This is a genomic window from Mesorhizobium sp. P3_A2, from assembly GCF_056403115.1.
On record NZ_JBFUGC010000006.1, the window covers coordinates 18,138 to 30,941 of the forward strand.

At 62.6% G+C, this 12,804-nt stretch carries 13 protein-coding genes; 9 read left to right on the plus strand and 4 right to left on the minus strand.

From position 1 onward, the window contains the following. Positions 1 to 58: 58 nt before the first annotated feature. Positions 59 to 1,486 carry a M20 family metallopeptidase gene (locus AC1DXM_RS15100; protein ID WP_477233774.1) on the minus strand — a complete coding sequence of 476 codons (1,428 nt, stop codon included), beginning with the start codon at positions 1,484 to 1,486 and terminating at the stop codon, positions 59 to 61. 144 nt (positions 1,487 to 1,630) lie between these two features. Between AC1DXM_RS15100 and AC1DXM_RS15105 the strand changes: the two genes are divergently transcribed. Then, positions 1,631 to 2,554, plus strand: coding sequence for a DnaJ C-terminal domain-containing protein (locus AC1DXM_RS15105; protein WP_436258855.1), 924 nt, complete (start codon positions 1,631 to 1,633; stop codon positions 2,552 to 2,554). Between the two features lie 23 nt (positions 2,555 to 2,577). Here AC1DXM_RS15105 and AC1DXM_RS15110 read toward each other — a convergent pair whose 3' ends face one another. After that, positions 2,578 to 3,213 (minus strand): TetR/AcrR family transcriptional regulator, encoded by a 636-nt coding sequence (locus tag AC1DXM_RS15110; RefSeq protein ID WP_477233777.1) that lies wholly within the window; start codon positions 3,211 to 3,213, stop codon positions 2,578 to 2,580. Between the two features lie 186 nt (positions 3,214 to 3,399). Between AC1DXM_RS15110 and mddA the strand changes: the two genes are divergently transcribed. The 3 genes from mddA to AC1DXM_RS15125 all read left to right on the plus strand — a co-directional run bounded on the left by mddA (position 3,400) and on the right by AC1DXM_RS15125 (position 5,816). Continuing rightward, a complete protein-coding gene (gene mddA / locus AC1DXM_RS15115) occupies positions 3,400 to 4,134 on the plus strand; it encodes a methanethiol S-methyltransferase (protein WP_477233779.1) in 735 nt (244 codons plus the stop codon). A gap of 226 nt (positions 4,135 to 4,360) precedes the next feature. Beyond that, a complete protein-coding gene (gene fabI / locus AC1DXM_RS15120) occupies positions 4,361 to 5,182 on the plus strand; it encodes an enoyl-ACP reductase FabI (protein WP_203279085.1) in 822 nt (273 codons plus the stop codon). 46 nt (positions 5,183 to 5,228) lie between these two features. Further along, positions 5,229 to 5,816 (plus strand): histidine phosphatase family protein, encoded by a 588-nt coding sequence (locus AC1DXM_RS15125; RefSeq protein WP_477233781.1) that lies wholly within the window; start codon positions 5,229 to 5,231, stop codon positions 5,814 to 5,816. 162 nt (positions 5,817 to 5,978) lie between these two features. Here AC1DXM_RS15125 and AC1DXM_RS15130 read toward each other — a convergent pair whose 3' ends face one another. Continuing rightward, a complete protein-coding gene (locus tag AC1DXM_RS15130; RefSeq protein WP_023747552.1) occupies positions 5,979 to 6,233 on the minus strand; it encodes a DUF1344 domain-containing protein in 255 nt (84 codons plus the stop codon). Positions 6,234 to 6,417: 184 nt separating this feature from the next. Between AC1DXM_RS15130 and aroC the strand changes: the two genes are divergently transcribed. Next, a complete protein-coding gene (gene aroC, locus AC1DXM_RS15135; protein WP_477233783.1) occupies positions 6,418 to 7,524 on the plus strand; it encodes a chorismate synthase in 1,107 nt (368 codons plus the stop codon). Positions 7,525 to 7,639: 115 nt separating this feature from the next. Beyond that, positions 7,640 to 8,740: a 3,4-dihydroxy-2-butanone-4-phosphate synthase gene (gene ribB / locus AC1DXM_RS15140; RefSeq protein ID WP_477233785.1), complete on the plus strand. Its 1,101-nt coding sequence runs from the start codon at positions 7,640 to 7,642 to the stop codon at positions 8,738 to 8,740. A gap of 41 nt (positions 8,741 to 8,781) precedes the next feature. On the opposite strand, the gene AC1DXM_RS15145 is transcribed toward ribB, so the two are convergent. After that, complete coding sequence (locus tag AC1DXM_RS15145) at positions 8,782 to 10,005, minus strand: MFS transporter (RefSeq protein ID WP_477233787.1); 1,224 nt, start codon at positions 10,003 to 10,005, stop codon at positions 8,782 to 8,784. A gap of 120 nt (positions 10,006 to 10,125) precedes the next feature. Between AC1DXM_RS15145 and AC1DXM_RS15150 the strand changes: the two genes are divergently transcribed. The 3 genes from AC1DXM_RS15150 to AC1DXM_RS15160 all read left to right on the plus strand — a co-directional run bounded on the left by AC1DXM_RS15150 (position 10,126) and on the right by AC1DXM_RS15160 (position 12,802). Next, positions 10,126 to 10,734: a TetR/AcrR family transcriptional regulator gene (locus AC1DXM_RS15150; RefSeq protein WP_477233789.1), complete on the plus strand. Its 609-nt coding sequence runs from the start codon at positions 10,126 to 10,128 to the stop codon at positions 10,732 to 10,734. A 92-nt stretch (positions 10,735 to 10,826) separates the two neighbouring features. Beyond that, the gene (locus AC1DXM_RS15155) at positions 10,827 to 11,804 is read left to right on the plus strand and encodes a hypothetical protein (RefSeq protein ID WP_477233791.1); all 978 of its coding nucleotides are present in this window, start codon (positions 10,827 to 10,829) and stop codon (positions 11,802 to 11,804) included. A 71-nt stretch (positions 11,805 to 11,875) separates the two neighbouring features. Further along, entirely contained in the window at positions 11,876 to 12,802 is a 927-nt protein-coding gene (locus AC1DXM_RS15160) for a histone deacetylase family protein (RefSeq protein WP_477233793.1), read from the plus strand. The last annotated feature ends 2 nt before the right edge of the window (positions 12,803 to 12,804 follow it).

The window sequence follows — 12,804 nt, forward strand, 5'->3', positions numbered from 1 at the left end:
TGTTCCAGACCGCATGTGTGGCCCACATCGATAGGCGACTATGCGCCAAGAGCCGACCTCAAGTGGCCTCGACATCAATGTCTGCTTTCCGAAGGCCTGAGCGAGTCATTGGCTGTCCGTTCGGCTCGCCCAAATCCCAGTAAAGTCCTGCCATGAGCCCCAAGCCTTCTCGGGCAATGGCAACCGGCAGATGCTCATTGGGCGCGTGCTGCGAACATCCCGGATATGAATGCGGAACCCAAATGGTCGGCATTTCAAGAATTTCGGAAAAGACGTCGTTCGGCAGCGACCCGCCGAGGCTTGGCAGAATAGCGGGTTTCTTTCCCGTCGTACGGGCGATCGAATCTACCACCCAATTGACCCATGGATGGTTCGGATCGAGCCGCGTCGCGTGAAAAACTTCGTCGCGTGCTTTCGCAATCTGCACGGTCGAAAATCCGTTGCGGTCCAGATGACGGCGCAAGGCAGGGAGGATTTTCTCCACGTCCACGCCGATGACGAAGCGAAGCTGGCAACGCGCCCAGGCTCGGGATGGGATGGCGCCAACAGGCGTCCTTGGGTTCCCCGCCTCGAGAGCCAGAACCGAATATGAGCACCACGCAAAAACCTTCTCCGCAGAGGTCAGCCCAGGCTCGCCCCAATCGGGATCGATTTTGGGCTCGTCCGTGCCGTTCTCCACCTCACAGTCCGCAAGTACGCGTCGTACATCGTCGGGAATGCTTGTCGGAAGCCACTCCGGAATCCGAATTTTTCCAGTCGGCTCGGTGATGCTCGCAATGGCATGGGCAAGTTGAATGGCGGGATCCGAGAGGAGACCGCCCCAGTTTCCCGAATGATGGCTGCCCTTGCGCGCGTCGATCCAGATGTCGAAGGAGATAGAGCCGCGCGAGCCCAAAAAAACGGTCGGCCTTTCGGCGGAGAGGCGGGGACCATCCGAGGCGATCAGCACGTCCGATCGGAATAATTCCTTGTGGGTCTTGGCCAGTTCCCGCAGGCCAGGCGAGACCCGTTCTTCCCCCATTTCGAGCAGATACTTGGCATTGAAGCCGAGCCTTCCGCGCGTCTCGATCACGGCTCGAAGAGCGCCGACGTTTATCGAATGCTGACCCTTGTTGTCGGCGACGCCGCGTCCGTACCATTTGTTGTCACGTTCGGTCAGACGCCACGGGGAAAGTCCCTCGTCCCACTCGTCATCCAACCCGCGAATCACGTCGCCGTGGCCGTAGCCAAGTACCGTCGGACGTGCCGTGTCTTCTGTGCGTTCGGCGAAAAAGAATGGCCAGCCGTTCTGGCTAAGCGTTCGGCAGGCAAAGCCAAGCAGTTCGAATGTAGGCTTTATCTCCGCCTCGATATATTCAACCAGCACATGTTCGCGATCAGGGTTCTGACTTTCTGTCGGCATGCCAACCCGACGGGCCAAATCCTCCCGAAAAGCGCCTGAATCGAAGTAGGCCTCCGATCGAGCTATCGCAGCTTCGCGTGTCATGCCTTCAGCCTAGCATCGGTGGTCTTGGACGGCCAGTCGTGCTTCAATTTCGCCGTCTATGTGGCTATGCGCCACTGGAATTTCTTCCTATGCGAGCGCATATAGGGGGCAACGTGGATTCACTCTTTTTCCAGGGCAGGACGCATGCGCGACCCCTATGAGGTGCTGGGCGTTGCCAAGAACGCATCGGCCAAGGACATAAAATCGGCCTACCGCAAACTCGCCAAGAAGCATCATCCGGACCAGAACCCGAATGATCCCAAGGCGAAGGACCGGTTTGCCGCTGCCAACCAGGCCTATGAAGTGATCGGCGACGAGAAGAATCGTGCGGCGTTCGACCGCGGCGAGATCGACGCCGACGGCAAGCCGAAATTCCAGGGTTTTGAGGGCGCAGCCGGTGGCGGCGATCCGTTTGGCGGCTTTCGCCGCCAGCAGGGCGCCGGCGGCTCGCGCTTCGAATTCCGCTCGGGCCGTCCGGGCGGCGATCCGTTCGACGGCAACAGCGACATCTTCAGCCAGATCTTTGGCGACGCTTTTTCCGGCGCGCGCGGCGCCGGCGACCGCCGCCAGCCGGTGCAGGCAGCGGACCTCAACGTGACGCTCGACGTCACCATCGAGGAGATGGCGACCGCCGAAAAGGTGACGGCTATGTTCCCCGACGGCCGCAAGATCGCGGTCAAGCTGCCGGCCTATGTCGAGGAGGGCCAGACCATCCGGTTGAAGGGCCAGGGCGAGCAAGGACCGGGACAGCCGGGCGATGCGTTGGTCAAGATCCATATCCGCAGGCACCCGCGCTATCGCATCGAGGGCCGCGATCTGCATGCCGATCTGGAGGTGGCGTTGGCCGATGCGGTGCTGGGCGCCAAGGTACCGGTCGACACGCCCACCGGCAGGCTGGCGGTCAATGTCCCGGCCTGGTCGAGTTCGGACAAGGTTCTGCGTCTCAAGGGCAGGGGCTTGCCGGAAAAGGCCGGCGGCCATGGCGATCTCTACGCCCATGTCCGCATCATGCTGCCGGAAGGTGGCGACAGCGAGCTCGAAGCGCTGATGCGCGGCCGCAAGGGCTGACGCGGCTGCTTTTCGCCTGCTGGCTAGGCGTCGGGCGCTGCTTCCTCCATGCGCCGGATGGTTTCGCCGAAGCGGCGCAAGGCCTGCCGCACCGGGACATGCGAACTCTCGATCTCCAGCAGGATCATCGTCTCGCTGCCAAGGAAGGCAGCGCTGACCAGGCTGGTCACCTCGGCGGCGGAAAATGGTCCAAGGCCGCCAAACCGCCGCTCCGCCTCTTGCGCCAGTCCGTCCAGCAGTTCGAACCAGCCACGCAGGTCGCGGCGCACCGCCTTGGCGATTTCGGGGCTCGACAGGCTTGCAGCGATCATCTCGTGCAGGATGCGGACATAGCCGGAGGCCAGATCATCATCGAGGAAATCGCAGGCACGCTCCCAACGCCGCCACAGCGGCATCGGTGCTGCAAACGTCTCCGCCTGGCGCTTTAACAGCCCTTCGTTCAGATGATCGAGCAGGGCCAGGAACAGCCGTTCCTTGGAGCCGAAATGATAGTGGATTTGGCTGAGCGGAACGCCGGCGATCTCGGCGACCCGGCGCGTCGACAGATCGGCATAGCCACCTCGATACAGGCATAGTTCGGCTGCCGAAATCAGTTCGGCACGCGTGTCGCGCTTTGGCTTGTTCTGGGGTGGGGCGGCGGCTTTGACAGCGTCCGTCATACGGCGTGCCTGCCGTTGGAATCGGCACAATCTGGGCGGGTCATTGGTTCTCCTGTCCGAGGCTGGGCGTCTCACCACCATATCTCGGTCGAGCGACCGATCAAGTTGACTCGCTATCAAGTTTATGGTTTTTGACATGAATTCGGTCGACCGACCGAATTTTGATGCTTGCATGGAGGGGCAGTCATGGCGGGAGCAATCACCCTTATCTACGGCGTTGCCGCATACCTGATATTTCTCGGTTCGTTTCTCTATGCGGTTGGTTTCGTCGGCAACATTGCCGTGCCGAAATCGATCGATTCAGGGATCGTGGGAAGTCCGGTCGAAGCTGTCATCGTCAACGCATTGCTGCTCGGCCTTTTCGCCGCCCAGCACAGCATCATGGCGCGGCCGGTGTTCAAGCGCTGGTGGACGAGGATTGTCCCGCACGCGGCCGAACGCAGCACCTATGTGCTTTTGGCCAGCCTCATCCTGCTTTTGCTCTACTGGCAATGGCGGCCGGTCCCCGGCCCCGTCTGGACGGTCGAGAACCCGTTCTGGGTCGCCGTCCTCCATGGCGTGTTCTGGCTCGGTTGGGCTGTGTTGCTGATCAGCACCTATCTGATCAACCATTTCGAGCTGTTCGGCCTGCGCCAGGTCTTCGCGGCTTTGCGCAAGGGCAAACTGCCGGAGCCGGTGTTCAGGACGCCGCTTTTCTACAAATGGGTCCGGCACCCGATCTATGTCGGCTTTCTCCTGGCCTTCTGGGCGACGCCGTCCATGACATGGGGCCATCTGCTCTTCGCAGCGGGCAGCACCGGCTACATCCTGCTCGGCATCTTCCTCGAGGAACGCGATCTCGTCGCGATGTTCGGCGATCAGTACCGCCTCTACCGCAAGCAGGTGGGCATGCTCATTCCCTGGCGCAAAGTCGCGGAATAGGGTCGCATCCGGTGCCGACCGGCCGATTCGGCTGGTCGGTCGCGGACCTGTGCCGTCGAGGCGCGCTGGCCGCAGTGAACCATTTGAAGCTCACAAACACGTTACATACCCCCAATCGTTGTTTGCCCAGTGTCTGAATTGAACGCGCGGCCCGTCTGCGCTTGATGCGCCTTTCTGCCTGTGCGATAGGCACTCCAAAGCAGAACATCTTTCGGAGAGCGCTGACATGGCGGGTGGACAGGGCCTTATGGCCGGCAAGCGCGGGCTTATTCTGGGCGTCGCCAACAACAGATCGATCGCCTACGGCATCGCCAAGGCCTGCGTCGACCACGGCGCCGAGATCGCGCTGACCTATCAGGGCGAGGCGTTCAAGAAGCGCGTCGAGCCGCTGGCTGCGGAACTGGGCGCCTTTGTCGCCGGCCATTGCGATGTCACCGACCCGGCGAGCCTCGACGAGGTTTTCGCCAATGTCGCCAACCATTGGGGTGGCAAGCTCGACTTCCTCGTCCATGCCATCGCTTTTTCCGACAAGGACGAGCTGACCGGCCGCTATGTCGAGACGACTCGCGACAACTTCCTGCGCACCATGGACATTTCGGTCTATTCCTTCACCACCATCGCCAAGCGCGCCGAGGCCTTGATGACCGATGGCGGCTCGCTGCTGACGCTGACCTATTATGGCGCCGAAAAAGTGATGCCGCATTACAACGTCATGGGTGTCGCCAAGGCCGCGCTCGAAGCCAGCGTGCGCTATCTCGCCGTCGATCTCGGCGGCAAGAAGATCCGCGTCAACGCCATCTCGGCCGGGCCGATCAAGACCTTGGCTGCTTCGGGTATTGGCGATTTCCGCTACATCCTGAAGTGGAACGAGTACAACTCGCCGCTGAAGCAGACCGTCACCCAGGAAGAAGTCGGCGATTCCGGTGTCTATTTCCTGTCCGACCTGTCGCGTGGCGTCACCGGCGAAGTGCACCATGTCGATTCCGGTTACCACGTCGTCGGCATGAAGGCGGTCGACGCGCCGGATATTTCGACCGTCAAGGATTAGTTCTGCCGCTATCTCTGCCCGTCTGTCCTGCTTTCCGGAAGACCTGATGGTTCCGCTCGTCTACATCGTGCGCCACGGCCAGACGCAGTGGAATGCCGAGTTCCGGCTGCAAGGGCAGGCCGACACCGATCTCAATGAACTCGGCCGCGAGCAGGCGACCCGCAATGGGCGGCGGCTGGCCGAACTGATTCAGAATCCCGAAGATTTCGACTTTGTCGCCAGCCCGATGAAGCGGACGCGCGAGACGATGCAGCGGCTACGCTTGGCAATGCAGCTCGATCCCGACGCCTTTCGCACCGACCCGCGCCTGGTCGAGGTGCATTTCGGCGACTGGCAGGGGTTCACCTTTGCCGAACTCGAGGCACGTAGCCCCGGCTCGGTCAAGCCGCGCCGGCGCAACAAATGGAATTTCCAGCCCCCGGGTGAGGGCGCCGAAAGCTACCAGATGCTGCTCGAACGGGTGAAGCCGTGGTTCGAAGCGCTGGACCGCCAGACGGTCTGCGTCACCCATGGCGGCGTTGTCCGGACCCTGTTTCGGATGGTCGAAGGTGTTTCCGAAGACGAAGCGGCGAGGCTGGAAGTACCGCAGGACCGCGTGCTCAGGCTGCAAGACGGGCGTCTGGAGTGGCTTTAGGCTAAGCAATTCCAGGAAAAGTGTGAAACGGTTTTCCGTCCGGAATTGCGTGAATCAAAGAGATAGCCGGAGCATCGAGCGGCCGAACAAACAGGACGTCCGTCCTGTTTTGTCCGCAGGGCGAAAAACCCTGTTCGATGCTGGTCCTATTCGGTGTCGGCCTTACTCAGTATCAGGCAGTTCCATGTCGGTGACGACGTTCTCGCCATTCGTCACGTCATAGGCGATCACGATATCCATGCCGGGCTTCAGCGAGTCGAGATCGGTCTCGGCGTTGAGCTTGTAGGACTTGCCGTCCTCCAGCGTCAGCGTCAGCGCGTCCTTGTCGACCTTCTTGATCAGGCCTTCGGTCTGGCCGGCATAGGCGGCGGTGGAAATCAGCAACATGGCGGCAGCAGCGCCGATCAGGGTACGCATCGTCGTCCTCTTTGTCATTGCGCCTGCACGGGTGGCGGCGAGCTTTCAACGGGCGGATGGAAGAGAGCAGAAACCAACCGAATGTGTCAAAACTAAAACCGCCGGATCACAGTTTGACCGCTGTGGAAAACGCCAATAGAAGGCACCCTTGATCCGGTTCCGCTGCCGGGCAGGGCAAAATTCCATGTCTCACAACACGTTCGGCCATCTCTTCCGCGTCACCACCTGGGGCGAAAGCCATGGCCCGTCACTCGGCTGCGTCGTCGACGGCTGCCCGCCCGGCATCCGCTTCACGCGGGCCGAAATCCAAGCCGAACTCGACAAGCGCCGTCCCGGCCAGTCACGTTTTGTGACCCAGCGCCGCGAACCGGACGAGGTCAAGATCCTGTCCGGCTTCATCCTCGACGAGGATGGCGAGACGATGATCACCACCGGTACGCCGGTCTCGATGCTGATCGAGAATGTCGACCAGCGCTCCAAGGACTATGGCGAGATCGCCCGCCAGTACCGTCCCGGCCACGCCGACTACACCTATGACGTCAAATACGGCGTGCGCGACCATCGCGGCGGCGGTCGTTCCTCGGCGCGCGAGACGGCAGCGCGCGTGGCTGCCGGCGCGCTTGCCCGCAAGGTGGTGCCCGGCATGGTGGTGCGCGGCGCGCTGGTCTCGATGGGCGAGAAATCCATCGACCGTGCCAACTGGAACTGGAATTTCATCGGCGACGCCGAAAACCCGTTCTTCACCCCGGACCCGGCCTCGGTTCCGGTCTTCACCAGCTATCTCGACGGCATCCGCAAATCCGGCTCCTCGGTCGGCGCGGTGATCGAAATCGTCGCCGACGGCGTGCCGGCCGGCCTCGGCGCGCCGATCTACGCCAAGCTCGACCAGGATATTGCGTCGGGCCTGATGTCGATCAACGCCGTCAAGGGCGTGGAGATCGGCAATGGCTTCGAGGCCGCCCGCATCACCGGCGAACAGAATGCCGATGAGATGCGCATGGGCAATGACGGCAAGCCGGTCTTCCTGTCCAACAATGCCGGCGGCATTTTGGGCGGCATCTCGACCGGCCAGGCGATCGTCGCCCGTTTCGCCGTCAAGCCGACCTCGTCGATCCTGACGCCGCGCAAATCCATCGACAAGGACGGCAACGACGTCGATGTCATGACCAAAGGCCGCCACGACCCCTGCGTCGGCATACGCGCCGTGCCGATCGGCGAGGCCATGGTTGCCTGCGCGATTGCCGATCACTATTTGCGGCACCGAGGACAGACGGGAAAGGGAGGGGCATAGGGCAGTAAGGCAGTAGGGCAATATGTTACGCAGCCCGCCGAACACAGCCAGATTTTCCTTTTCCCTACTGCCTTACTGCCCTATTCCCCTACTGCCCTGTGAGCGAAGCGAGCCAATGCCTTACGACCAGAAGAAAATCGTCGAAGCCCTCCGCGCTTTCGAGCGCGGTGAGATCGTTGTCGTCATGGACGATGACGGACGCGAGAACGAGGGCGATCTGATCGTTGCCGCCGTCCATTGCACGCCGGAGAAGATGGCCTTCATCATCCGCCACACCTCCGGCATCGTCTGCACGCCGATGCCGCGCGAGGAGGCGAAGCGCCTGAACCTGTCGCCGATGGTCGCCGACAATGATTCCGCCCACACCACCGCCTTTACCGTCAGCGTCGATTTCAAACATGGCACCACGACCGGCATTTCAGCCGACGACCGCACGCTGACCGTGCGCAACCTCGCCAACGGCAATGTCGGCGGTTCGGATTTCGTCCGTCCGGGCCACATCTTTCCGCTAATCGCCCGCGAAGGTGGCGTGCTGATGCGCTCGGGCCATACCGAGGCCGCGGTGGACCTGTGCAAGCTCGCCGGCCTGCCGCCGGTTGGCGTCATTTCCGAACTCGTCAACGACGACGGCACCGTCAAGCGCGGTCCGCAGGTGTCGGCCTTCGCCGAAGAACATGGCCTCAAGCAGGTTTCGGTCGCCGACCTTATCGCCTACCGGCAGCGCAAGGAGACACTGGTCGAGCGCGTCGCCTGTTCCGAAATCGACACGCTCGGCGGCAAGGCGCAGGTTTTCACCTACACACTGCCCTGGGATTCCATGCACCATGTCGCGATCGTCTTCGGCGATATCCGCGATGGCGAGGACGTGCCGGTGCGGCTGCATTCCGAGGATGTGGTGACGGACGTATTCGGCACCAGCCACCGGCTCGACGGCATCATGAAGGCGATGGGCGAACGCAAGCGCGGCGTCATCGTCTATCTCAGGGAGGGCTCCGTCGGCGTCGCCCATCAGGAGCGCAAGCGGCCGCTGAGCGGCGACCGCGAGGACCATGAAGAGGCACGACGCCGCGAGAACGAATGGCGCGAGATCGGCCTCGGCGCGCAGATCCTGAAGGATCTCGGCATTTCCTCGATCAACCTGATCGCCTCGCGCGAACGCCACTATGTCGGCCTCGAAGGCTTTGGCATCCACATCGCCAAGACCGAGATTATCTAAAGCAGAAACGCCCGGTCTGTTCGAACCGGGCGTCTAGCAAGTCACTCCGCAGGAATGGCGGCCGCGTCGCATCCGTCCAGCTCGCATTCATGGGTGGCCAGGCTGCGCTGGCCGGCGAGCACCGTGACCAGTGCGATAGTGCCGGCCGCCACCGAGACCCAGAACCCGTTCCGGGCGCCGAACTCATCCACCACCGCGCCGGCGGCAAACGAGCCCAGCGCCATGCCGATGCCGATCCCGGTCATCACCCAGGTGATGCCTTCGGTCAGCATCGCTTCCGGCACGTGCCGCTCGATCAGGCCGAAGGCGGTGATAAAGGTCGGCGAGATCGCCACGCCGCTGACGAACACGGTCAGCGCCAGCTGCGGTACCGTGCCGGCTGTGAGCGGCAGCAGCGTGCCGAGCGCGACGAGGGCGACCGCGATGGCCAGCTGGCGTTGCAGCGGCGCCTTCAGGCTGACGGCGCCGACGACGAGGCCAAGCACGAACGATCCCAAAGCATAGACACCGATGACAAGGCTGGCAGCACCTGGCTGGCCGAGCTCCTTGGTGATCGCAACCGTGGTCACTTCCGTCGTGGCGAAGGTGGCGCCGACGAAGATCAGGGCGAAGGTGATGATCTGCACCGGCCGCAGCCGGATTGCCGAGCCGCTCGAGACATGATCGACCGGCCGGACTTGCGGTTCGGTCGAGCGCTGCAGGATGAAGGCTGTCGAGCCGATGGCGAGGAACAGCGTGCTCACCAGAATACCAGCTTCCGGGAACAGGGCGGCACTCAACCCCACCGACAGTGATGCCCCGGCGATGTAGACCAGTTCGTCCGCCGCCGACTCGAAGGCGAAAGCGGTGTTCATCTGCGGCCGGCCGCGAAAAATCTCGGTCCAGCGCGCGCGCACCATGGCCGGCACGCTGGGCATGGCCGCGGCCGCCAGCGCCGACACGAACAGTGTCCATACCGGCCAGTCCTGATTGGCTGCCGCAATCAGGATCGCAAAGGCGAGCACGGTGACGATGGTGGTGGGAGCAACGATGCGCGTCTGGCCGAGCCGGTCGACCAGCCTTGAGATTTGCGGTGCAACGAAAGCATTGCTCAGCGCGAAGGTCGCCGCGACGGCGCCGGCCAGCCAGTATTCGCCATGCGTTTGCGACAGCATCGCCACGATGCCGATCGGCGCCATGGCGATCGGCAGGCGGGCCAGGAAGCCGGCAGCGGCAAAGCCCTTGGCTCCTGGGGCACGAAAGATTTCGGCGTAGGGGTTTTGCATGGCTTGGTTCCTCGACAAAGGCCAATTTGACAATTACATACGATGCGTATGATTATTAGATAGAGCATACGCATCGTATGTCAATTGGCATACGACGCGTATGTTAATAAGGCCAGAACCATGCACAGACCCCGCAAGGAGATGATCGCCGAAACGCGCGCCAAGCTGATCACGGCGGCCCGCCACGCTTTCGGCACGATCGGCTATGCCGAGGCGTCGATGGACGATTTCACCGCTTCGGCCGGGCTGACGCGCGGCGCGCTCTACCATCATTTCGGTGACAAGAAGGGGCTGCTGCAGGCGGTCATCGCCGAAATCGACGGTGAGATGGCGGTTCGCATAAATGAGATCGCGTCGAAAGCGCCGACCCGCTGGCAGCATTTCGTCGACGAATGCACGACCTATATCGAGATGGCGCTGGAGCCGGAAATCCAGCGCATCATGTTCCGCGATGGTCCGGCCGTGCTCGGCGACCCGGCGCAATGGCCGAATGCCAATGCCTGCGTCGGTTCAATGACCGATCATCTGACCAGTCTGCAGCAGGAGGGCGTAGTCGTCCCCGGCGTCGATCCCGAAACCGCCGCGCGGCTGATCAACGGCGCCAGCAGCCAGGCGGCGCAGCGCATCGCCAATTCGAACGACCCCGAAGCGACGTCGAAGACCGTGGTGGCGGCCTTCAAGCAGTTGCTGGAAGGGTTGCTGAAGAAGCAGGATGCGCGGCCGGTCTGAAATCTCATCGGCCGAGACCCGGCATCTGCCGAGATTGACAATTTTCGGCCCAAGTTCATCCTCCCCACCCATCTCTGAGGGGAGATTCGGGCATGTGGGATTTCGAGATCGGCAGGTCGGTGTCCATCATGATCAGGACATGGCCGTTCATCGTCTTTCGCATGATCGTCTATTTCGGCATCACCCTGGCCTATATCGTGGCGACCGGCAGCGGCGCCTCCGTCGGCTATGGCGTCGGCCATATCTCCACCGATCCCGACGGGCCGCTTTCTTTTGCGCTCTGGGGCGGCATCGTCGGCATCGGTGTCGTTTCGATCGCGCTTTATTGGATCCGCGAGTACATCCTCTACGTCGTCAAGGCCGGCCATATCGCCGTCATGGTCCATCTGATCGACGGCCGCGACGTCCCCAATGGCCAGGACCAGATCGCCTATGCCCAGGATGTGGTGAAGGAGCGTTTCGCCGAGGCCAACATCCTTTTCGTGCTCGATCAGCTGGTCAAGGGTGCCATCCGCGCCATCACCGGCCTGATCGGCGGCATCGCCGCCTTCCTGCCCATTCCCGGCCTCAGCGGCCTGGTCGCCTTCATCAACACGGTGATCCGCCTGTCGCTGACCTATGTCGACGAGATCATCCTCGGCTACAACATCCGCATCAACTCGTCCTCGCCCTTCGAGACGGCGCGGCAAGGCGTCGTGCTCTATGCCCAGAACGGCAAGACCATGGTCAAGAACGCCGTCTGGCTGGCCGTCATCATGTGGGGCGTGTCCTTCGTCATCTTCCTGCTGATGCTGGCGCCGGCTGCCGCCATTATGTGGTTCATTCCGGGGCAGCTCGGCGGCTGGGCCTTCGTGCTGGCGATCTTGCTGGCCTGGGCCTTCAAGGCGGCCTTCATCGAACCCTTCGCCATCGCCTGCCTGATGCAGGTCTATTTCAAGACCATCGAAGGCCAGGTGCCGAATGCCGATTGGGACCAGCGGCTGGCCGAGGCGTCGTCCAAGTTCAGGGAACTCAGGGATAAGGCGCTGGCCTCGTTCGGTGGCTCGCGCTGGACGCAGCCGAGCACCTAATCCCTGTTGAACGTCGCGACAGTGCGGCGTCAAACCATGGTCAAAGCGGCCGGGCGCGCCTATATCGGGTCATGGTCACCAGGCTCTACACCCATCCGATCTTCCTCGAACATCTGACGCCGCCCGGTCATCCGGAGCGGCCAGATCGCTTGCGCGCCATAGAGCGCGTGCTCGACGACGAGGCCTTTGCCGCGCTCGACCGGGTCACCGCGCCGCAAGGCGACGAGGCCACCATCCTTTACGCCCACCCTGAGGACTTTGTCGCCCGCGTCCGCGCCGCGATCCCCGAGAGCGGCATCGCCTCGATCGATGCCGACACCAGCGCCAGCCCGAAAAGCTGGCAGGCGGTGGTCACCGCCATCGGCGCGGCCAACGCCGCCGTCGACGATGTCTTTGAGGGCCGCGTCGCCAACGCTTTTGTTGCCGCGCGTCCGCCCGGCCACCACGCCGAAAAGACCACGGCGATGGGGTTCTGCCTGTTCAACACCGCGGCCATCGCGGCGCGTTATGCGCAGAAGAAACACGGCGCCGAGCGCGTCGCTATCGTCGACTGGGACGTCCACCACGGCAACGGCACGCAGGACATTTTCTGGGACGATCCGTCGGTGCTTTACTGCTCGACGCACCAGATGCCGCTCTATCCCGGCACCGGCGCCAAGAACGAAACCGGCGCCGGCAACATTGTCAACGCGCCGCTGGCGCCACAGACCGGCTCAGACATGTTCCGCGATGCCTTGCTGTCGCGTGTCCTGCCGGCGCTCGACAATTTTGCGCCGGACCTGATCATTATTTCCGCCGGCTTCGACGCCCACCATCGCGACCCGTTGGCCGAGATCAATCTCAGCGAGGACGATTTCGACTGGGCAACCGGCCAACTGCTGGAGCGCGCCGGGCGCCACAGCAGCAACCGGCTCGTCAGCCTGCTCGAGGGCGGCTACGATCTGCAGGGACTGGCATTTTCGGTCGCCGCCCATGTCGGGCGGCTGATGAAGGGATAGAG